Genomic DNA, 20,283 nt, shown 5'->3' with positions numbered 1-20,283 from the left:
ACGCTCGATCTCTATGGCCAGATCGGCATGGTCGTGCTCATCGGCCTCGCGGCGAAGAACGGCATCCTCATCGTCGAATTCGCCAAGGAGCAGCGTGAGCGCGGCGTTCCCCTGCTCGAAGCGGCGACCGAGGGCGCGCGGCTGCGTTTCCGCCCGGTGATGATGACCTCGCTCGCCTTCATTCTCGGCCTCTATCCGCTGGTCGTCGCCCATGGCGCTTCCGAGTTGGCGCGGAAAAATGTCGGCACGCCGGTGTTCGGCGGCATGATCCTGGCCTCGGTGGTCGGCATTTTCGCCATTCCGCCGCTCTATGTGGCGTTCCAGGGCCTGCGCGAAAAATTCCGCCCCTCGACGCGGCCGAAGGCCGAGCAGGAGAGCGCGGGAACGCCCGCGCACGGTTGAGCCACAGGGAGAAAAAGGACGAATGGTCTGGAACCAGGCCGTCCGGACCGAGGCGGCAGAACGAACGATGAGCCTCAGCATCCCTCGACGTGGCTTAAGGTACAAATTGGGGAAGATTCTGCGATGCCCCCCAAAAACCGCTACCGCCTGCTCGTTGAACGTGGCCTGTCGACAGCCCCATGAATCATTTTACTGCCTGGCGCGGATTCCTAAGCGACGCAGCTGAATCCGTTCCGAATATGGCCAACAAAAAGTGAAACTTTACGCTCAACGACTCGTCCATGAAGGCACATCAAATTGATCGGCATTATGCCGCGTCCACGCCCTCGGAAAACCGCCCCTCCGTGAGTCGCTTTTGCAACACTCCATGGAAAACAACACGATGAGGTTCAATTCGACTAGCCCTGGCTGATTAAGTCACATTATCATCTGACTAAGAAACGCAGCTTGCGTCCGTTACGGCATCCCGCAAGGAAGGAAAACAAATGCGTCATATTCTTCTCTCCACGGTCGCTCTTGCGGCTCTGGCGGGCTCGGCCTTGGCCGCCGACCTGCCCTCGCGTAAGGAAGCTCCGGTTTACGTTGCGCCGGTTCCGGTCTTCTCCTGGACCGGCTTCTACATCGGCGCCGACATCGGCGGTAACTTCGGCTCGACCTCGCTCCGCTCCGACTGGGGCTGGAACTCGCACAGCCTCGACACCTCGGGCGTGCTGGGCGGCGGCTACGTCGGCTATAACTACCAGATCAACCAGAACTTCGTGATCGGCATCGAAGGCGACTTCCAGGGCTCCTCGGCTTCGACGTCCTGGTCGTGGGTCGGCAGCAACATCAATGGCGACGCCAACGTCTACACCGCGAAGATCCAGACGAACTGGCTGGCTTCGATCAACGGCCGCCTCGGCGTCGCCTATGATCGCGCCCTGTTTTACGCCATCGGCGGCGCGGCTTGGGCTCAGGGCAGCACGTCCCTGTCGGGCGCGGCTCCGTCGGGCCTGTTCATCGGCTCCATTTCCCGCAACACCGACCTATCCGGCTTCGACGTCGGCGCCGGCGTCGAATACGCCTTCACCCCGAACTGGGTCGGCCGCGTCGAATATCGTTACTACGACTTCGGTTCGTACAACATTGTCCCGAACTGGGCTGCTGGTTACGACCCGATCCGGCCGTCGACCTCCATCAACACGGTCCGCGTCGGCTTGGCTTATCTGTTCAGCGCCCCGGCTCCGGTCGTCGCCAAGTACTGAGATCCGTAAGGATCAGGGTTTTTCCCTACCGAGCCCGGCCAATTGGCCGGGCTCTTTTTTTGCATTCAAATCGCCTTTGCGATTATGTCGCTTTCGCTCGCAAGCCAGTCTCCAGGACGTCAAGCTCCGCTGTATGGCCCGCGAGGCGTTGGGCTTGATGTGCGGCGCCTGGGCATGATCCCGCTGCTATTTTCTAACTCAAATCGCCCCCGCGGACACGCCTCTTCCAGCCTTTTACGATCTGCACTGCGGATTACGTCGATATTGCCCGCGTAAAGGGAACAGGCAGGCCTGATCGGACGCTCCAATTCCCTTCAAATACAGATAATTGCTCACAGCCGCCAGACGCGCGCATCACATTTTTGTATCACGCCGTCGCCCGCTCCACGACGGTGGTCGACGCGTCAAAACCTGACTACAAGATGACGCGGCGCTATTTCGCTAGGTTGCACTCCCATTCCCGAGGACTAAGGCAAACCTTGCGAGTTGGAAAGGCCATCTGGACAAGCTCATACTAAAGCTCTCGCGCGGACACCGGCGGGCGCTCCCCTATGTCGATGTCCCCGACTTTGTGGACCCGCCTGCGGGCTCGCACCTCAAAACTGCGGGCAACATGGCAGCCTTGGCGCTAGAGTTCCCGGTCCTGACCGCGGCCCGCACGAGCGAAACCCTTCAACGCTCATCTGCCACAAAAATGGCCCACCGTCGCTTTGCTAACGACAATCGCAACCACCCTGTTCTGTAAATCCGCCGTTTCATCGGCAGCGGACATGAATGGCAAACGCTCGCCAGTCCAGCACACCTCCACCCGGTTCTGTGCCACCTTGTTGTCATAAACGAGAGACCCGAAGACCGCATCGGCGCGTCGTTTGGATAGGCGCTCATTGAAGTCTGCGGAGCCAACCGAATCGGTCTTGCCGATGATCGTGGCGACGACGGTCGGGGAGCTTTGCATCATTGCGGCCACGTCGCGTATTTGGCCTTCGTCTTTCGCCGATAACGCGTGGCTGCCAGTGTCAAAGTAAATAAAATGGGCGGTAGAATCCCGCGGCAGACCTTTCGTCTCTTGCGCTGTCACAGCGTGAGCCGCAAAAAGCCCTATGAGCGCCGCCGCTGCAAGGCTCCTCGTTCCTTTGCTTTTGCTTTTAGACATTGGGGTTCCCCTTTCCCTAATACGGCATCCACCGGATGGTCGTTTGGGTAAATGACCGGGCGCAGGCCATTAAAGCGAAGAACCAGATAACATAGCATAATCCAACCGCTTCTGAAAGCACGAGCATCAGGGCTCAAGGAAATGGTCTGTCCTGCAGAGCGCAGGTCGTTTTCATGTGATGCTCGGCCGATGCACCACCGTTTCAGCGACAGCGTCGTGATCGGTCTCCGCCCATCTCTCAGGTCGAGTAGAAACTTCTACAGATCAGAGTTGCGAGTCGATCGGCAGGAGCTTCCACAGTTTGGCGACGAAGCGCCGGCGGAAGCCGGTTTCGGGCTCGTCCCGGTATCGTACTATTTGGCCGTCCCTCATCGTCTCCCAGACGATCTCGCCATTCGTGTCGAGGAGGACACGGTAACTGTTGGCGGGCTCGACGCCAGTCGACATGTAGGCCGTCAGCCTTTCGGCAAGTTCCCGGCTCTCGATATAGAGACCGGCTTCGGTGTTGATTACGGCCGAGCGCGGGTCGAGATTGAAGCTGCCGATAAACACGGCTTCGCGGTCGAAGACCATGGCCTTGGTATGCAAGGCCGCTGGCGACCGCCCGGAAAGAAGCGACCAGCCCGGCCGGAAGGCGTCAGTATCCGCGCGCAGTTCGTAAAGCTCCATGCCGTTCTCGAGCAGCCGCCTGCGGGTCTTGGCATAGCCTGAATGCGCGGGCAGCATGTCGTTTGAAGCGAGCGAGTTGGTCAGCACGCGCACCCGGACCTTGCGCTCGTGCAGCGCCTTGACGGTGGCCTGCGCCCTGGCGGGCAGGACGAAATAGGGCGACTCGGCAAGCAGTTCCTCTTTTAGCTGGGCGACCCGCCCGCGGATGAATTCGACCACGTCGTCGCTCTCCTCGCTGTGTGTGACGGTATCCGGGTCGTCGGCGATGATTCGGCCGGGCGCCCACACGAGATCGTCACGAAGCTCGGCGCCCCGAGCCGCCAGTTCGTCCAGGTCCTGGTCGATCGGATAAGGGTAGTCGACCACGGCGATCTCTTCACGCAAGCGAACCAGGATGGCGTCAAGATCGGCGGCGCCATAGACGCGATCGACGAGGGCCGCGATCGGTACGGTCGAGCGGCTATTCCAGTATTGGTCGAATACCCGCGACAGATCGCGGACGACAGGCCCAGCCGCCAATACATCCAGATCGCGAAAGTTGGCGGCGGTGTTCACGCCATAATAGATGTCGCCGATATTGCGGCCGCCAACGATCGCAGCCGCATTGTCGGCAATCATCAACTTGTTGTGCATGCGGCGGTTGACCCGGCCGAAGTCGAAAATGAAGTCAAGAGTGGACCACCTCCGGTTGGTGAGAGGGTTGAAAAGACGGATCTCGACATTCGGGTGTGCGTCGAGGGCGGCAATAACGGAATCGCTGGCCTTGTAGTAGGGATCGTCGACAAGGAGCCGCACCCTGACCCCACGATCGGCCGCCTTCATCACGCGGTCGACGATGATCCGGCCGGTCGTATCGCCATCCCAGACATAATACTGCATGTCGAGGCTTCGCTCGGCCAGGTCGCCGAGGGCCAGACGGACGATGAAGGCCTCGCGCCCGTGGCTCAAGAGGCTGAAGCCGGAGAGTCCCGGATGCTCATCGGCCGCCGGGTCGAAGAATTGGCCCAGCCTGGTCGAGGAGGTGTCCTGGAGCGCCGTCGAAATTGTGCGCGGATGATCGGGCCGAGGGCGGGTGGAGCCGCCGGTGATCTGGGCGAGCCAGTTCAGAACCTTGCGTGGAAGCCCGCGACGGGCCAGCGCCCGAGACTCGGCCGAACACGCAGCGCTGCTGGCTCGTTGCTGGTCGCCGCGCATTTGGCCGCAGCCCGCAAACCAAAAGGGCGTTCCACGGCGCATGGCGCTCTCCACTCCCACCCCCGCCCCACGCCTAGACCTTTTCCACGCCCCAATCATGTTCGGTGACATATTTATAGGGATAATCCGGCTCGACATAACCATCGCGGCTCTGGCGCTTGGGAAGTTTGATCTTCTCGCGCGGCAGGTCGTCATAGGGAATGTGCCTGAGCATATGCGAGATGACATTCAGCCGCGCCCGCTTCTTATCGTCCGAACGCAGAACATACCACGGCGCCCAAGACGAATCGGTGGCGGAGAACATTGCGTCGCGGGCGCGCGAATAATCATACCACCTGCTGAAGCTCTTCAAATCCATCGGCGACAGCTTCCAGATCTTGCGGCCATCGTCGATGCGCGATGCGAGACGACGCTCCTGCTCTTCCTCGCCGACCTCCAGCCAATATTTCAGCAGAATGATGCCGGATTCCGCCATCGCCTTTTCGAAGCTCGGCGCCTGCTCAAGGAAGCGCTCGGCCTGCGAATCGTTCGCAAAGCCCATCACGCGCTCGACCCCGGCGCGATTATACCAGGAGCGGTCGAAGATCGCGATCTCGCCCGCGGCGGGGAAATGCTCGATGTAGCGCTGAATATACATCTGCGATTTCTGTCGCTCGGTCGGCGCCGGAAGCGCGACGACGCGGAAGACGCGCGGGCTGACGCGCTCGCAGATCGCCTTGATGCAGCCGCCCTTGCCAGCGCCGTCGCGGCCCTCAAATACGATGCAAACCTTCAGGCCCTTGGCCACGACCCATTGCTGCAGCTTCACCAGCTCGACATGAAGCTTCTCAAGCTCCTTTTCATAGACCTTGTCCTTCAGCTTGCCGTTGGTTGCTTCGGCAGATGGTTCAGCGGCGTGTTCGACGTGGTTCTTTTTTTTCTTGCCCATTTCAGATCCTCCTCACGGCCATCCCGCGCTTTTGCGCGAAGCGGCGCGCGCTCCGTCCCCTCTGCTTCGCCGTCGTCAGGCGCGGCAATTTTCGGAAAGCCGCCACAAGACCGCGTCCGCACAGCTTTTTGTCGCATCGGCGCGGCCTGCCGCAATGAAACAGACATTACATAGCACAGGATCGTGCTTTCCGCGCGATGGGATCGCTCGCCGAGAAGTCACGTCGCAGAGCGGTTGCCGAACCTTTTCACTATCGCCAACGTCCGCTGTCAGATTATGTCGGCGAGCGTCACCTTCGGTAGTCTTCCCGCTCTTCCGTAGGGCACGCTAGGTGCGGTTGGCAGCAACAACGGACAGAGGAAGGCATTTGGCTCGTCAGCATTATGAGCTGCGATCTCGGCTTCATCGATCTGGCTTGCCGCTCGCCTTGCGGCTTGTTCCCCTCGCGAGCCTCGTCGCGGCCACAGCCTTCCTGATTTGTGCGCGCCATTGTCGCGCGGACCGATTGGAGGTTCCTTAGCTGCCGATCTGGCGGATCTGGAGAACGCTAGCGCGGTTCTGCTCCTGTCGCTGTCCTTCCACCCGCGCCTCCATCTTCAGGCGGTAGCGCAGGACATCAACCCCACCGGATCACCCCTCCGCCCCGCGCCGCGGATCCAAAACCTCTTTTGAATTCTGGTCGGTTTCCGGATCGGCCTCATAGGCGACCTGACTTAAAAATGGACGATGCGTCAATCTCGTACATCGCCTCCAATTTTTTGCTCGCAAGTCCAGGCGAGCGATCAAACACCGGGGGCCTCGGGAACTGGGGCTGCCGTTCGTCAGGTTTCTACCGTCCCGAATACTTCATCCCGCTCCGCTTCGAGGCCCGGACCACAAGAGCTTCCGTGCGGCCTTCCCGACTGGGTTAGTGCAGCGGCCGTCAATTCAGCTCCGACCAAGTGGTCCACATCGGATCGGGCTGACATGGGCAGTACCGGCGGCGCCGACGCCTCGGTTGGCGATGAAACAACCATTGAATGCGGTCGAAAGAGCAGCGGAAGACGCGACCCATCAACCCACGCGAGCACGCTAGCGCCTCTTCTTACCACCAAAGACGCTGCTCAAATCCTGAATGTCTCTCAGCGAACGATCCGCCGCCTCATCGCATCGGGGTCAATCCCAGCGGTTCGGATCGGCCGGTCGGTACGGATTAGGCGCAGGGATCTCGTGGCATTAATCGGAAGCGGTGAGACATTGAAATAACATTATATTTTTATTATCGTTATTACACTATCATGCAAACGCATTCGTTTAATAAGTATGGTAATAACGAAAATGACCGCCTGTCCACTCGTGTCATAACGAGACCGCACATGACCACTTCCGAAGCTTCACGAAGCACGCTCGCCGATCTCATCCCTCTGATTGAACGCGCGAATCTGTCGCCGACCCAAAAGCGCGACCAGATCTCCGCGGTGCGCACGCTCGCGCGCCTGCTCGGCGCGGAACCTCGGGATATCGCCGCCGATCCGGCAAGGTTGCGCCGCCGGATGGAGGCGATCGCGCCAGAGGCCGAGGGATTGTCGAATGGTCGTTGGACAAACATCAGGTCGCTCGTCGGCAAGGCGCTTAGCCTTGCCCGCCCGATGCAGCCGGGGCGCCAGGCTTTGCCGTTGACGCCCGAATGGGAAGCTCTGCTCAAACCTCTGCCGCGGAACCGCGCGACGCGACTTCTTGCTATGGCCCGGTATCTTGGCGCGAAGGGCGTTCGCCCTGCCGACGTCACCCTCGACGACCTTGAGGCCTATCGCGAAGCGATTCACGGCGATCGCCTGCGTTCGAAGCCAGAGCAGACCTGGGATATGATCGTCTGGACCTGGAACGCCTGTCGGCGGGAAATCGCAGGTTGGCCTGATGTCGAGATACCTCGAATCGTTCGCCGCGAAATCTATGTGCTGGACTGGTCCGCTTTTCCGGCTTCGCTGAAAACTGACGTCGACGCGTTTCTTTTGCGCCAGTCGGGCGCCGACTTGGACGAGGACGGGCCTCCTCGCCCGCTCCGGGCCGCGTCATTGAAGACCCGCGCATACCAGTTGCGCGTCGCGGCCTCTGCGCTCGTCCACAAGGGCGTCCCGCCTGAATCCATCTGTTCGCTCGCCGACGTCGTCAGCCTCGAGAACTTCAAACTGGTTTTACGGTTCTTGCTCGATCGTCATGACGGCAAGAACTCGCCCCAGGTCTCGCAAATGGCCGGTTTCCTGAAAGGCGTCGCCAAACATTGGGCGAAGGCCGACGATCTGATCCAGTTCAAGATGAAGAATCTGGCCGCGCGCTTTCCCGCCGGACCGCGGCGCCTGACGCCGAAGAACCGCGAGCGGCTGCGCCCGTTTGACGATCCCGGTGCTGTGGACCGTTTTCTAATCCTTCCGCAGCAGATTCGTTGTGCCGTCGAAAAGGATCGGCGGGCGCCAAAACTCAAGGCGATCGACGCCCAGATGGCGGCGGCGATCGCGATCCTCCAGGCCGTTCCCTTACGGCTCAAGAATCTGGCGCAGATCGACATGCGCAGGAACCTGGTTCCCCGTGGCAATCGCGTTTATCTGGTCATCGCCGAGAACGACACCAAGAACAAGGCGCCGATCGACTTCGAATTGCCCCCCGAAACGATTGAGATCATCGCATGGTACATCCGGGACTATCGGCCGCACCTCCTGCGCGCCGAGACGGACGCCCTGTTTCCAGGAGAAGGGGCGGCTCCAAAAGCCGCCTACGGGCTTGGAACCCAAATAAAGGCGACCGTCTTCCGTTTCACAGGCCTTGAGGTCAATCCGCACCTCTTCCGGCACGCCGGCGCGAAAATCTTCCTGGATCTGCGTCCAGGGCAATATTCGGTCGTGAAGGAGGTTCTGCGTCATCATTCGTTTGATACGACGATGAGCTTTTACGCCGGGGCGGAGACGCGGACCGCAGGCAAGCACTTTGCAGCCGTGATCAGCGAGCGTCGAGCAAAAGCTACGCCGCCGCATCGCCGCGCCAAGAATGGAGGCGTCCCCGGCCGCGCCAAAATGAAAGAGGAGCCGAAATGAGCGGTGGTCCTTATGGTCACGGGAAAGCGCCCGAGCGCGCCTGCCTGCCGCCATCCAGATGGCCGGAGACCGATCGACGGCTATGGCTCGCGGCATGCGCGCCAGTCGACATCCTCGACGACGAAGTTGGCGCAAGATCGAACCACTCCGCCATCAGCAACCGGAAAGCCGAGAAAGGCTATGGCCGATGGATTAACTTCTTGTCCTCTTTTGCGCGTGACGACTTTAACAAAGCGCCAGCCGACCGAATTACGCGCGAGCGCGTTCGCGCCTACGTCGACAGCCTGATCGCCCTCGACAACAGCACCCAGACGACTCTGAGCCGCTTGCAAGAGCTTGGCGAGGTCGCGAAGGTCATGGGACCGGAGCGCAATTGGTCATTCATCAACGAGGCGGCCTCGAAGATTCGCGCTCGGCATCGCCCCGTCCGCGACAAAGCGAACCTTCATCTCACGGATGAACTGGTCGATCTTGGCTTCCATCTGATGACGAGCGCCGGTTTGTCATCTGGCCTGGAAGCGGCCATCGCCTATCGCGACGGAATGATCCTCGCCTTCCTCGCCTTGATCCCGCTTCGTCGGCGCAATCTCGCGGATCTTGTCCTCGACCGGACGCTGATCCGGCAGGGCTCGGAATGGCTTGTCGCCTTCGGCGAGGATGAAACGAAAACCCATGCCGCCTTCGAAATCGGCTTGCCCGACATCTTGCATGCGCCGCTCGAAAACTATCTCCAGATTCACCGACCTGTTCTTGCGGCGAGGGAGGGACGCTGGACGCGCCCGATCGACGGCGCAGTCTGGGTTTCGAAGGACGGCTCACCGATGACGCAGATCGCTTTATACGATCGCGTAAGGGCCAGGACGAAAGACGGCTTCGGCGTCGCGATCAATCCGCACCTCTTCCGCGACGCCGCCGCCACGACAATGGCGATAGCAGATCCCGAGCATGTCCGATTGGCGGCGCCGTTGCTGGGGCACCGGACGTTCACCACGACCGAGAGATATTACCAGCAGGCCAGGGGTTACGAGGCTCATCGCGCCTATATCGACGCGGTGTTCGGCGACAGGAAGAAAATATGACGAAGTCCGAAGCGAAGGCCAAGGCGCAACTGGTCAACATAACCATTCCCCTATCTGAGGCATGGGACAACCTAATCTGTGACCTGAAACTGACGGAGGCGCAGGCCCACGCTCTCATAATTACGCTAAGGCACGTTCACGCCGACGTGGAATTCTACAACCAGGTGGTCTCCGCTCGACCCGAACGCAAAGAGCTAACCAGGCGCCTGAGATTGATGGAAAAGGCGTTTGCGCATCTGGATTATGAATGTCGCCGAAACGCAGACGTTCTGGAATTCGTTCTTCCGCATGACACCGGCGCCTTTCTCGGCAAGTCGCTGACCTTTTCCGGTATGAGTCAGGCGCTCGGCGAAAATGTCTTCCCCCGGAATTTCGATTTCCAAATCGAACTGATGGCGGCGGAGGGGACGCTGGCTACGCTTGAGGAGCGGTCTCGGCCGATGCGAGAAGCGCTTGGCCTTAAACACAGCCACCGTCTCCTCCCGTATCTCGTCGAGCAGACCTATGCGCCCCTCAAGAAATGGGTCGAGCTTGATCGGCTCAACCGCGGTGGCCGGACGCCGCAATTGGAGAGACGGCTTCTGATTTACGAACTTGCGAGGTCTGCGCCCGACATTATCGGGAAAGAGGCGAGCGTTGCGAAAACTGGCCGGTTCGTCACCCTGTGCGCCGGCGTGATGTCGGCATGCGGCCTGCCCGCTGAAGGCCTCGAAAATGCGATTCCAGGCATCGTGAAGCAATTTAGGATCGACGAGAGCGCTCGGGCCGAAATAATGTGTGCTCAGAAATGAAGACGATCGCAGTCAGCCTCAGAACTGGTCGAAATTTGTCTGACCTTGCGGGATCGCCCAGGGCGCTGGCCTCGACGATTTTGGCCTCATGCGCAAGCCACGTCGCCCGGACAGTTCCGATTCGCAGGGAACCTTCAAGACATCGCCTCGTCGGGCGGCGCGCGGACGAATTTTGCGGGCGCCGGCGCAATCAAATTCGCCATGCCTCCCTGCGACGACCCGGAACGTCCCCACGTCGGTTCGGCGTCGTAGCCCCCGCGTCGACGACAGGCTCTATGAGCTCGAAAGTGATCTTGGCCCCGAGACGCCGGTCACACCAGGCGAACTCGACGCCCTGGTTCTTCTGCTCGGTTCGGATCTCGACAGCTTTTTGTCCGGCAAAGACTAAGCACGCAAAGAGCAACAACGCCCTCGGCAGCGAGCGGCTTCTCGCGTACCATCCGCCATCTCCCCTTTTCCCGTCTCTATCTCCAGGGAGCGCCTGTCATGGCCTTTCGTAACGCCCCGCAAAGCGCGCCGCTCGCCGCTAAACGCGCCGCACTCTATTTGCGCGTCAGCACAGGCCGCCAGGCCGCGGGCGACGTCTCGCTCCCGTCTCAGCGCGACCTGACGCGCCGGTATTGCGAAGGCCAGGGATGGATCGTCACCGAGGAATATGTCGAGCCCGGCGCCTCTGCGACCGACGATCGACGGCCAGTCTTCCAACGGATGCTGGAGCAGGCCGGGGATCCCAATCGGCGGTTTGACGTGATCTGCGTGCATTCGTTCTCCCGCTTTTATCGCAACGGCGCCGAGATGGAGCTGACCATCCGGCAACTGCGGAAGTGCGGCGTCGACGTCGTCTCGGTGACGCAGCCGACCGGCGACGACCCGTCCCAAAACCTGATGCGCCAGATCATCGGCATTTTCGACGAATACACCTCGCGCGAGAACGGCAAGAACGTCACCCGGGCCATGCGCGAATCCGCCAAACAAGGATTCTGGAACGGCGCAACCCCGCCTCTGGGCTATCGCATCGTGGAGGCAGAACGGCGCGGTTCGAAGATCAAGAAGCGGCTCGACGTCGATCCCGTCGAGGCTGAACTCGTCCGGTTGATCTTCCGTCTCTATGCCGAGGGCGACGGAATTTCGGGGCCGCTGGGGGTCAAGGACACAACCAAGTGGCTCAACGCGCGGGGCTACCGCACGCGCCGGGGCGCAACTTTTGGGGTCGGGCCCGTCCATGTCATCCTCACCAACAGGTGCTACGCGACCGGAAAATGGCCTTATGGCGTGCGAAATTCCCGGACTGGCCAGCGAAACGATCCGGCTTCCATCGTCGAGATTGACGTCCCGACAATCATCCCGCTGGACTTATTCGAACACGTGCAGGCGCGACTTGCGGCCCAGAACCCCAGGGTCACCCCTCCGAGGGTCGTCAATGGTCCGACGCTCCTGACCGGCCTCGCCGTTTGCGCCTCATGCGGCGCCGGCATGACGAGAACCGGAACGCGACGCCGGGATCGCAACTAAAGCTACTACAGCTGCGCTGGCTGCCAGCAGAAGGGAAAATCGGTTTGCCGGGCGCGGCATATGCCGATGGAGAAGCTGGACGATCTCGTCATCGCCAATGTCAAAGAGCGGCTTTTCTCGCCTGACCGCCTGGCCGTCATTCTCGAAGGGCTTGTCGAGCGGCAGGGCGCCAAGGACCGGGCGGTCGAGGGCCGCCGCGCCGCGCTTCAGGTCGAACTCAACGCCAGGCAAGACAAACTCTCCCGGCTCTATCGCGCCATCGAAGAGGGCGTGATCGACCTCGACGAAGACCTCCGGAACCGAGTCAAGGCGCTGAAGACCGAGCGGGATATCGCCCAGGCCTCGCTCGACAGGATCGCAAGCCAGATCGCCTCAAGCGCCGCGATCACCCCCGAGCGGATAGAAGCCTTCGCAGCCCTTGTCTGCGAGAAAATCGACTCGGCCGACGTTCAGGGGCGAAAATCCTATTTGCGGTCAGTGATTTCTTACATAGAGGTCGATGACGACAAGGTCCGGATCGTCGGCGACAAAGCCACTCTTGCGGCCGTCATCGCAGGCCAGCGGACCCGGTTGGATAATGTTCGTGGTTTTGTACGTAAATGGCGCGCCCGAAAGGATTCGAACCTCTGACCCCTAGATTCGTAGTCTAGTGCTCTATCCAGCTGAGCTACGGGCGCATCACGCATCGGACCAAGCGGCCCGGCGAGTGGCGCGGTGTTTAACCGCTCTCGGCGGGCTTGGCAATAGGCAAAGATGCATGGCGACGGCAAATTCACTTCCCTCGCGTTGACTTTTGGCGGACCATGACTCTATAACGCCGCTCGCGATTTTCGGCTTCGCGCCGTGGTCGTTTCTGTTATTGGCGCTGATCAAAGGCGGCGAGCAGGAGCGGCAAGCGCGAAGCTTTTAAAATATGGCGGCGTCCGGCCCTGTCGACGCGCCCAGACAAACCGGAGCAGACCCGTGAAGCGGACCTATCAACCTTCCAAACTCGTGCGCAAGCGCCGTCACGGCTTCCGCGCGCGCATGGCCACTGTCGGCGGACGCAAGGTCGTCGCCGCCCGCCGCGCGCGCGGCCGCAAGCGTCTCTCGGCCTGACGCCGCGACGCCGGCGCGCCCGGCTTTCGCCATGACCCGTCCAGAAGACGGCGACACCTTTTCCACGCACGCCGTCTCCGGCGTGCGTCTTGGTGTTTTGCGACTGAAAAAGCGCGCCGATTTCCTTTCCGCCGCCAAGGGGCGACGCCAGCACCAGCACAGCTTCGTGCTGCAGGCGCGTGAACGCAAAGCCGCCCCGGACGGCGTCGAATCGGCCCGCGTCGGTTTCACCGTCACCAAGAAAGTCGGCAATTCCGTCGTCCGCAACCGCATCCGGCGCCGCTTGCGCGAGGCGGTCCGGCTGGCGGACGAATCGCTGTTCCAGCTCCGCTGCGATTATGTCCTCGCGGCGCGGCGCGAGGCTTTGGCCGCGCCCTTCGACGAATTGCGCGGCGAACTCGCCCGCGCCCTGAAGAAAATCCATCGGGCCGGCCCTGGCCGGTCTCCCGCCGCACAGGCCGCCGACCGCAAGTAAGACCTCTGAACATGCAGCAGGATTCCCGCAATCTCCTCATAGCCATGGGCCTGTCGCTCCTGGTCATCCTCGGCTGGAACCATTTCTATGGCGCGCCCAAGGTTCAGCAGGCGCGCCAAACCCTGAACCAGCTCAACCAGATCGAGGCGGGCAATCCGGCTCAGCCGGGCGCCGCCGGCGAGCCGGGACGCCTGGCCGCGCCGACGCCCCTGACCCGCGAGGAGGCGCTCGCCCAGAGCAAGCGAATCGCTCTCGAAACGCCGAATCTGTTCGGCTCGATCGCGCTCAAGGGCGCGCGGCTCGACGACGTCTCGCTCAAGAATTATCGCGAGACGACCGACCCCAAGAGCCCGAACATCGTCCTGCTGTCGCCGTCGGGCGCGCCGGATGGCTATTTCATCGACTTCAACTATGTCGCCCCGCGCGGCGTGACGCTCAACCTGCCCAAGGCCGACACGCTCTGGGCCGCCGATGGCGACAAGCTGACTCCGGCCACGCCCGTCACCCTGACCTTCGACAACGGCAATGGCCTGGTCTTCAAGCGCAAGGTCTCGGTCGACGAGTTCTTCATGTTCACCGTGGCGGACACGATCCAGAACAAGGGCAAGGAGGCGGTCACCCTCTTCCCCAATGCCGGCGCGACCCGGCAGGGCCTGCCCAAGACCTCAGGCTACGCTGTATTGCATGAAGGCTTCATCGGCGTGGTCGGCGCCGACCAGCCCTCGACCGAACTGACCTATGCGGCGATCGGCAAAGAGACCAATAACGCCAAGGTTCTGCCGGGCGAGGGCTACGCCCAGGGTGGCTGGCTCGGCTTCACCGACAAATATTGGGCGACGGCGATCATTCCCGACTCGTCCGAGAATTACAAAGGCTGGTTCCGCGAATTTCCCGGCGTGACGCCGCAATATCAGGCCGACGTCTTCGGCGAGGCCCGGACGCTCGCTCCCGGGGAAAACATGGCGCTGACCACCCGCGTCTTCGCGGGCGCCAAGGAATCCAAGGTTCTCGATCATTACCAGAACGATCTCGGCATCAAGAAGCTCGATATGCTGATCGACTGGGGCTATTTCCACTTCCTGACCCGGCCGATGTTCTGGCTGCTTGAGGAAATCTACAAGCTCGTCGGCAATTTCGGCGTCGCCATCCTCATCATCACCCTCGTCGTCAAGGGCCTGTTCTTCCCGCTGGCCAACCGCTCCTATCTGTCCATGGCGCGGATGAAGGAGATGCAGCCCAAGATCAAGGCGTTGCAAGAGCTTTATCCCGACGACAAGGTGAAGCAGCAGCAGGAAATGATGGAGCTTTACAAGCGGGAGAAGATCAATCCGGTCTCCGGCTGCCTGCCCGTCCTGTTGCAGATCCCCGTCTTCTTCGCGCTCTACAAGGTGCTCTTCGTCGCCATCGAAATGCGCCAGGCGCCCTTCTTCGGCTGGATCAAGGACCTTTCTGCGCCGGACCCGACCAATGTCTTCAACCTGTTCGGGCTGCTGCCGATCGATCCGACCCACCTGCCGCTATTTGGCCATCTACTCCATCTCGGCATCTGGCCGCTGATCATGGGCGTGTCGATGTGGGTTCAGATGAAGATGAATCCGGAGCCGACCGATCCGGTGCAAAAGACCATGTTCGCCTGGATGCCGGTGATCTTCACCTTCATGCTCGGCGCATTCCCGGCCGGTCTGGTCATCTACTGGACCTGGAACAACGTCCTCTCCGTGGCCCAGCAGACGCTGATCATGAAACAGGCGGGCGTGAAGGTCGAATTGTTCGACAATCTGCGCAAGACCTTTTCGCGCAAGGCGGCGTGACCCGCACCCTTTCTCCGCTGGCGCGGGGAAAGGCGCCGGGCGAGCGCGTCGCGTTTCCTTCGGAGCAATTCCGTGACCGAATCCGCACCCGCCCTCGATTTCGCTGAAATCGGCCGCAAACTCTTTGCGCAGAACTGCGAATTCATTTGGGCCGCCGACAAGATTGACGGCCTGCCGCCGATGGGACCCGTCGAGATCGCCTTCGCCGGCCGTTCCAATGTCGGCAAGTCGTCGCTGCTCAACGCGCTCACGACTCGCAAGACGCTGGCGCGCACCTCGCACACGCCGGGGCGCACCCAGCAACTGAATTTCTTCGCGCTCGGCCCCGACCCGAAGGAGCCCCTGCTGCGTCTGGTGGACATGCCGGGCTATGGCTATGCCGCCGTCTCGAAAGAGAAGATCGCCGGCTGGACCCAGTTGATGCAGGATTTTTTGCGCGGGCGCGCAAGCCTGCTTCGCGTGTTCGTGCTGATCGACGGCCGCCACGGCGTCAAGGACCTCGACCGCGACATGCTGAAAAAGCTCGATCAGGCCGCCCTCTCCTATCAGGTGGTGCTGACCAAGCGCGACGAGGTCAAGCAGGCCCAGGTCGAGAAGACCATCGCCGACGCCAAGACGATCCTGCGCGAGCATCCCGCCGCCCATCCCGACGTCATCTTCCTGTCGTCGCACAAGGGCGAAGGTCTGTCCGATCTGCGCGCCGCGGTCGCGCAACTGTTATACGAACGCGACAGAACGATTTTCCAGCCCGCCCAAATCGGCTAAACAGGCGCCATCCCCTCAAGAGGCAGCAGATATGAGCGAAGCCCCGGTCCCCTCCGCCCCCCTCGACCAGGCGGCCGCCATTGATCAGGCCAAGATCCTGATGCAGGCGCTGCCGCACATGCTGCATTACGACGACACCATCATCGTGGTGAAATATGGCGGCCACGCCATGGGCGACGAGGCGACCGCGCGCAATTTCGCCCGCGACATGGTCTTGCTCGAACAATCCGGCGTCAATCCGGTGGTGGTCCACGGCGGCGGCCCGCAGATCGGCGCCATGCTCAACAAGCTGGGCATCAAGTCGGAATTCGCCGACGGCCTGCGCGTGACGGACAAGGCCACGGTCGAAGTGGTGGAAATGGTTCTCGCCGGCGCCATCAACAAGCAGATCGTCGGCTATATCAATAATGAAGGCGGACGCGCCATCGGCCTATGCGGCAAGGATGGCAATATGGTCACGGCGCAGAAGGTCGTGAGAGTCGAACAGGAGGGCAAGGCCCCGGTCGATCTCGGCTTCGTCGGCGATCCGTCCAAGGTCGATTCCACCGTGCTGGAGCAAGTGCTCGGCCGCGAACTGATTCCTGTGCTCGCCCCCATTGCGCAAGGCGCCGCCGGCGAGACCTTCAACGTCAACGCCGATACCTTCGCCGGCGCTATCGCCGGGGCGCTCGGCGCCAAGCGCCTGCTCCTGCTCACTGACGTGCCCGGCGTGCTGGACAAGAACAAGCATCTCATCAAGCAGTTGCGCATCAGCGAAATCCCGGCGCTGATCGCCGACGGCACCATCACGGGCGGCATGATTCCCAAGGTCGAGACCTGCATCTACGCCATCGAGCAGGGCGTCGAGGGCGTCGTCATCCTCGACGGCAAGATCCCGCACGCCGTGCTGATCGAACTGCTCACCGATCATGGCGCGGGCACGCTGATCACAAGGTGACCGATCGATCCGAACAGGGCGCGCCTGGCCTGGCGGATTTCCGCCGGGTGGAGACCTGGGTCTTCGATCTCGACAACACGCTCTATCCGCCCGACAGCGATCTGTGGCCGCGCATCGACGCGCGCATCACCGCCTTTATGATCGCGCTGCTCGGGCTCGATGGCCAGTCCGCGCGCGCGTTGCAGAAACATTATTACCGCGTCTATGGCACGACGCTGGCCGGGCTGATCCGCGAATATGACATCGCGCCCGACGATTTCCTGCATTTCGTCCATGACATCGACCGCTCGTCGTTGGATCCCAATCCGGCGCTGGCGCAAGCGATCGAGGCCCTGCCCGGCCGCAAGCTGATTCTCACCAATGGCTCGCACGGCCATGCGCTGGCCACCGCCAAACAGCTCGGAATCGACCATTTGTTCGAGGGCATGTTCGCCATCGAGCACGGCGACTACCTGCCCAAGCCCGCCTTGCAGACCTATCAGCGCTTTTTCGAGCGCCATGCGGTCGATCCGTCGCGCTCCGCCATGTTTGAGGACATCGTCCACAACCTCGCCGCGCCCCATGCCTCAGGAATGTTGACCGTATTGGTGCGCCCGAAACAAGGTGCAGAAGACCACCGCGAGGACTGGGAAAAGCACGACCACACGCCGCCGCATGTGGATTTCGTCACCGACGATCTCGTGGACTTTCTGAACCGGCTGATCTGACGCCGCGAGCGAAACGCCCGAACATTTTGCGCCGGCCGTTCTCTCGCATATGATCCGCCCGATCCTGGTGAAAACGCAATCGAAGCAGCCTCAGGACGCGCGCCGCGGCGCGCGCGTTGCAAGCGCCGGAGACGCCGTGAAACTTCCTGTTTTGAGCCTCAACCAGATCGCCCTCGGCAGCCTGGGCGTGAGCCTCGTCGTGCTCAGCGTGAAATATGTCGCTTTTTTGCTGACGGGCAGCATCGCGCTCTATTCGGACGCGCTCGAAAGCATCATCAATGTCGCCACGGCCACGGCGGCCATCGTCGCCATCCGCATCGCCGCGCTGCCGCCCGACGAGGAACATCCCTATGGGCACCACAAGGCCGAATATCTTTCGGCCGTGGCCGTGGGCGTCCTGATCATCCTGGCGGCGCTGGCTATCATGCGCGAGGCCTATGCGGGCTTCCTGGCGCCCCGCGCGATCGAGGCGCCCGGCGCCGGCCTCGCCGTCAGCATGGGCGCCACACTGCTCAATGGGCTGTGGAGCCGTTTCCTCGTGCTGCAGGGCCGCGCGCATCGTTCAGCCGCGCTGAAGGCCGATGGCAAGCATCTCCTGGCCGATGTGGTCACCTCGCTCGGGGTGCTGGTGGGCGTCACGCTGGTCGTCGTGACCGGGATCGAATGGCTCGACCCCGCGATCGCCGGCCTCGTCGCTCTGCATGTCCTGTGGAGCGGCGGGGGCGTGGTCAAGGACAATGTCAGCGCCCTGATGGACGAGGCCGCGCCGGCCGATGAACTTTCGCGCATCAGGGAGATCATCGCCGGCAGCGGCGCGGGCTCGATCGAAGCGCACGCCCTGCGGACGCGGCACGCCGGCAAGGCCACCTTCATCGATTTCCATCTCGTCGTTTCCTCGGCCATGACAGTCGGCGCGGCGCATGACATCTGCGACCGGATCGAGGACGCGCTGAAAGCGGAGCTTCCCGGCGCGCTGGTCAACATCCATGTCGAGCCGGAGAGCAAGGCCAAACATGAGGGCATTGTCATGCCTTGATCCGGCGCAGCCTTGACTTCTCCGCGCCAAAACCCGAAACCAGCGCAACAAATTCTCCAGGGGGAACGCTCATGCCGCACGCGCTCGAGACCATTATCGACGCCGCTTTCGAGGATCGCGCCAACATCACGCCGCAGACCACGGGCGACGTGCGCCAGGCGGTCGAATCGGCGCTGCATCTGATCGACGCCGGCAAGGCGCGCGTGGCGGAAAAGATCCCCGGCAAGATCGGCCCCGACAGCTGGAAGGTCAATCAATGGCTGAAAAAGGCCGTGCTGCTGTCCTTCCGCCTCAATGACATGCATGTGATTCCCGGCGGCCCCTATGGCGCCACCTGGTTCGACAAGGTTCCCTCGAAATTCGACGGCTGGGGCGCCAAGGACCACGCCGCCGCCGGCTTCCGCTCCGTGCCCGGCTGTTTCGTGCGGCGCTCGGCCTATATCGCCCCCGGCGTGATCCTGATGCCGAGCTTCGTCAATCTTGGCGCCTATGTGGACACCGCCACCATGGTCGACACCTGGGCGACGGTCGGCTCCTGCGCCCAGATCGGCAAGAACGTGCATCTTTCGGGCGGCGTCGGCATTGGCGGCGTGCTGGAGCCGCTGCAGGCCGGCCCGACCATCATCGAGGACAATTGCTTCATCGGCGCGCGCTCCGAAGTGGTGGAGGGCGTGGTCGTCGGCGAGGGCGCAGTGCTGGCCATGGGCGTCTATATCGGCGCCTCGACCAAAATCGTGAACCGCGCCACCGGCGAGGTCCATGTCGGCTATGTGCCGCCTTATTCCGTCGTGGTCTCCGGCAATTTGCCCGGCAAGCCGCTGCCGGACGGAACGCCCGGCCCCTCGACCTATTGCGCCGTCATCGTCAAGACGGTCGACGCGCAAACCCGCTCCAAGACCGGCATCAACGAGCTGTTGCGCGACTGATGGAATTTTTGCGACTGATGGATCAGGCCCAGTTCAGCTTCCTTTTCCGCAACTCGGAAGGGACGATTTCGGCGCCGGTCTGGCGGCGCTGGACCTTGGCCTTGACCGGACTCTGCCTGGTCCTCGCCGGCGTCTGGGCGGCGATGAGTTCGTGGACGCATCGCGATCTTGCGGTTCAGGGCCTGTTCGACCTCAAGGCGTTCCTAGCCTTTTTCTATCTGCTGCTTTACGCGAGCCTGGTTCTGCTGGCCCAGATCAGCCAGTATAATCTCTCCGCCAAGCGCTTCCGCGCGCGAGGCTACAGCCCCGCCTGGGCCAGCGTCTGGCCGCTTGCGGGCTTCGCGGCGGGGGCGGCCTTCTGGGCGCAGCCCAATCTGTTCGGCCTGATGCCCGCCTTCGCGCCCTGGCTGGTTCTGCTGGTGGCGCTGGGGGCCTTCGCCGCGCAATTTTACGAACTGGCCCTGCGCCCGGACTGAGCAAGGAAGTGA

The 20,283-nt window shown here is 61.9% G+C and carries 19 protein-coding genes and 1 tRNA gene; 16 read left to right on the top strand and 4 right to left on the bottom strand.

Annotation, left to right across the window (positions count from 1 at the left end):
- Both QZ409_RS14805 and QZ409_RS14800 read left to right on the top strand, forming a co-directional pair.
- A partial coding sequence (locus QZ409_RS14805) for an efflux RND transporter permease subunit (protein ID WP_296712822.1) occupies positions 1 to 402 on the top strand: 402 nt, incomplete at its 5' end.
- Positions 403 to 887: 485 nt separating this feature from the next.
- Positions 888 to 1,646, top strand: a complete 759-nt coding sequence (locus QZ409_RS14800) for an outer membrane beta-barrel protein (protein WP_296712821.1) — start codon at positions 888 to 890, stop codon at positions 1,644 to 1,646.
- 679 nt (positions 1,647 to 2,325) lie between these two features.
- Here QZ409_RS14800 and QZ409_RS14795 read toward each other — a convergent pair.
- The 3 genes from QZ409_RS14795 to ppk2 all read right to left on the bottom strand — a co-directional run bounded on the left by QZ409_RS14795 (position 2,326) and on the right by ppk2 (position 5,590).
- Positions 2,326 to 2,799, bottom strand: a complete 474-nt coding sequence (locus QZ409_RS14795; RefSeq protein ID WP_296712819.1) for an OmpA family protein — start codon at positions 2,797 to 2,799, stop codon at positions 2,326 to 2,328.
- Between the two features lie 264 nt (positions 2,800 to 3,063).
- Positions 3,064 to 4,662 (bottom strand): phospholipase D family protein, encoded by a 1,599-nt coding sequence (locus QZ409_RS14790; RefSeq protein ID WP_296712817.1) that lies wholly within the window; start codon positions 4,660 to 4,662, stop codon positions 3,064 to 3,066.
- 73 nt (positions 4,663 to 4,735) lie between these two features.
- The gene (gene ppk2 / locus QZ409_RS14785; protein ID WP_296712816.1) at positions 4,736 to 5,590 is read right to left on the bottom strand and encodes a polyphosphate kinase 2; all 855 of its coding nucleotides are present in this window, start codon (positions 5,588 to 5,590) and stop codon (positions 4,736 to 4,738) included.
- Between the two features lie 1,355 nt (positions 5,591 to 6,945).
- Here ppk2 and QZ409_RS14780 point away from each other — a divergent pair.
- From QZ409_RS14780 to QZ409_RS14760, 5 genes are all read left to right on the top strand, one after another.
- The gene (locus QZ409_RS14780) at positions 6,946 to 8,658 is read left to right on the top strand and encodes a hypothetical protein (protein ID WP_296712815.1); all 1,713 of its coding nucleotides are present in this window, start codon (positions 6,946 to 6,948) and stop codon (positions 8,656 to 8,658) included.
- A gap of 200 nt (positions 8,659 to 8,858) precedes the next feature.
- The gene (locus QZ409_RS14775) at positions 8,859 to 9,737 is read left to right on the top strand and encodes a tyrosine-type recombinase/integrase (protein ID WP_296712811.1); all 879 of its coding nucleotides are present in this window, start codon (positions 8,859 to 8,861) and stop codon (positions 9,735 to 9,737) included.
- Positions 9,734 to 10,528: a hypothetical protein gene (locus tag QZ409_RS14770; RefSeq protein WP_296712809.1), complete on the top strand. Its 795-nt coding sequence runs from the start codon at positions 9,734 to 9,736 to the stop codon at positions 10,526 to 10,528. Before QZ409_RS14775 ends, QZ409_RS14770 begins: the two co-directional genes overlap by 4 nt.
- Positions 10,529 to 11,014: 486 nt before the next feature.
- Positions 11,015 to 12,040: a recombinase family protein gene (locus QZ409_RS14765; RefSeq protein WP_296712807.1), complete on the top strand. Its 1,026-nt coding sequence runs from the start codon at positions 11,015 to 11,017 to the stop codon at positions 12,038 to 12,040.
- 60 nt (positions 12,041 to 12,100) lie between these two features.
- Positions 12,101 to 12,670: a hypothetical protein gene (locus QZ409_RS14760; protein WP_296712805.1), complete on the top strand. Its 570-nt coding sequence runs from the start codon at positions 12,101 to 12,103 to the stop codon at positions 12,668 to 12,670.
- Here the strand turns inward: QZ409_RS14760 and QZ409_RS14755 are convergent.
- Positions 12,641 to 12,717: transfer RNA gene (locus tag QZ409_RS14755), tRNA-Arg, on the bottom strand. The genes QZ409_RS14760 and QZ409_RS14755 overlap by 30 nt on opposite strands.
- Before the next feature lie 286 nt (positions 12,718 to 13,003).
- On the opposite strand from QZ409_RS14755, the gene rpmH reads away from it, so the two are divergent.
- The 9 genes from rpmH to QZ409_RS14710 all read left to right on the top strand — a co-directional run bounded on the left by rpmH (position 13,004) and on the right by QZ409_RS14710 (position 20,271).
- The gene (rpmH, locus tag QZ409_RS14750; protein ID WP_283364330.1) at positions 13,004 to 13,138 is read left to right on the top strand and encodes a 50S ribosomal protein L34; all 135 of its coding nucleotides are present in this window, start codon (positions 13,004 to 13,006) and stop codon (positions 13,136 to 13,138) included.
- Between the two features lie 31 nt (positions 13,139 to 13,169).
- Positions 13,170 to 13,613 carry a ribonuclease P protein component gene (gene rnpA, locus QZ409_RS14745; RefSeq protein ID WP_296712800.1) on the top strand — a complete coding sequence of 148 codons (444 nt, stop codon included), beginning with the start codon at positions 13,170 to 13,172 and terminating at the stop codon, positions 13,611 to 13,613.
- 11 nt (positions 13,614 to 13,624) lie between these two features.
- The gene (gene yidC / locus QZ409_RS14740) at positions 13,625 to 15,424 is read left to right on the top strand and encodes a membrane protein insertase YidC (RefSeq protein WP_296712799.1); all 1,800 of its coding nucleotides are present in this window, start codon (positions 13,625 to 13,627) and stop codon (positions 15,422 to 15,424) included.
- Positions 15,425 to 15,496: 72 nt separating this feature from the next.
- Complete coding sequence (yihA, locus tag QZ409_RS14735; protein ID WP_296712798.1) at positions 15,497 to 16,189, top strand: ribosome biogenesis GTP-binding protein YihA/YsxC; 693 nt, start codon at positions 15,497 to 15,499, stop codon at positions 16,187 to 16,189.
- Positions 16,190 to 16,220: 31 nt separating this feature from the next.
- A complete protein-coding gene (gene argB, locus QZ409_RS14730; RefSeq protein WP_296712796.1) occupies positions 16,221 to 17,126 on the top strand; it encodes an acetylglutamate kinase in 906 nt (301 codons plus the stop codon).
- Positions 17,123 to 17,833: a pyrimidine 5'-nucleotidase gene (locus QZ409_RS14725; RefSeq protein WP_296712793.1), complete on the top strand. Its 711-nt coding sequence runs from the start codon at positions 17,123 to 17,125 to the stop codon at positions 17,831 to 17,833. Before argB ends, QZ409_RS14725 begins: the two co-directional genes overlap by 4 nt.
- 136 nt (positions 17,834 to 17,969) lie before the next feature.
- Positions 17,970 to 18,869 (top strand): cation diffusion facilitator family transporter, encoded by a 900-nt coding sequence (locus QZ409_RS14720; protein WP_296712791.1) that lies wholly within the window; start codon positions 17,970 to 17,972, stop codon positions 18,867 to 18,869.
- A gap of 71 nt (positions 18,870 to 18,940) precedes the next feature.
- Complete coding sequence (dapD, locus tag QZ409_RS14715) at positions 18,941 to 19,795, top strand: 2,3,4,5-tetrahydropyridine-2,6-dicarboxylate N-succinyltransferase (protein WP_296712789.1); 855 nt, start codon at positions 18,941 to 18,943, stop codon at positions 19,793 to 19,795.
- Positions 19,795 to 20,271 (top strand): hypothetical protein, encoded by a 477-nt coding sequence (locus tag QZ409_RS14710; RefSeq protein WP_296712788.1) that lies wholly within the window; start codon positions 19,795 to 19,797, stop codon positions 20,269 to 20,271. The genes dapD and QZ409_RS14710 overlap by 1 nt, the downstream gene beginning before the upstream one ends.
- Positions 20,272 to 20,283: the final 12 nt, after the last annotated feature.

The organism is Rhodoblastus sp., from assembly GCF_019449565.1.
Classification (GTDB): domain Bacteria; phylum Pseudomonadota; class Alphaproteobacteria; order Rhizobiales; family Beijerinckiaceae; genus Rhodoblastus.
Note: the sequence above shows the minus strand (reverse complement) of the source record. Positions and strands in the feature narration are given on the sequence as shown.

What these genes read in the sequence shown, in the direction of transcription:
- QZ409_RS14800 (WP_296712821.1), top strand. Translation starts at nt 888, where the DNA reads ATGCGTCATATTCTTCTCTCCACGGTCGCTCTTGCGGCTCTGGCGGGC.
- QZ409_RS14795 (WP_296712819.1), bottom strand. Translation starts at nt 2,799, where the DNA reads ATGTCTAAAAGCAAAAGCAAAGGAACGAGGAGCCTTGCAGCGGCGGCG.
- QZ409_RS14790 (WP_296712817.1), bottom strand. Translation starts at nt 4,662, where the DNA reads ATGCGCGGCGACCAGCAACGAGCCAGCAGCGCTGCGTGTTCGGCCGAG.
- ppk2 (WP_296712816.1), bottom strand. Translation starts at nt 5,590, where the DNA reads ATGGGCAAGAAAAAAAAGAACCACGTCGAACACGCCGCTGAACCATCT.
- QZ409_RS14780 (WP_296712815.1), top strand. Translation starts at nt 6,946, where the DNA reads ATGACCACTTCCGAAGCTTCACGAAGCACGCTCGCCGATCTCATCCCT.
- QZ409_RS14770 (WP_296712809.1), top strand. Translation starts at nt 9,734, where the DNA reads ATGACGAAGTCCGAAGCGAAGGCCAAGGCGCAACTGGTCAACATAACC.
- QZ409_RS14765 (WP_296712807.1), top strand. Translation starts at nt 11,015, where the DNA reads ATGGCCTTTCGTAACGCCCCGCAAAGCGCGCCGCTCGCCGCTAAACGC.
- QZ409_RS14760 (WP_296712805.1), top strand. Translation starts at nt 12,101, where the DNA reads ATGCCGATGGAGAAGCTGGACGATCTCGTCATCGCCAATGTCAAAGAG.
- rnpA (WP_296712800.1), top strand. Translation starts at nt 13,170, where the DNA reads ATGACCCGTCCAGAAGACGGCGACACCTTTTCCACGCACGCCGTCTCC.
- yidC (WP_296712799.1), top strand. Translation starts at nt 13,625, where the DNA reads ATGCAGCAGGATTCCCGCAATCTCCTCATAGCCATGGGCCTGTCGCTC.
- argB (WP_296712796.1), top strand. Translation starts at nt 16,221, where the DNA reads ATGAGCGAAGCCCCGGTCCCCTCCGCCCCCCTCGACCAGGCGGCCGCC.
- dapD (WP_296712789.1), top strand. Translation starts at nt 18,941, where the DNA reads ATGCCGCACGCGCTCGAGACCATTATCGACGCCGCTTTCGAGGATCGC.
- QZ409_RS14710 (WP_296712788.1), top strand. Translation starts at nt 19,795, where the DNA reads ATGGAATTTTTGCGACTGATGGATCAGGCCCAGTTCAGCTTCCTTTTC.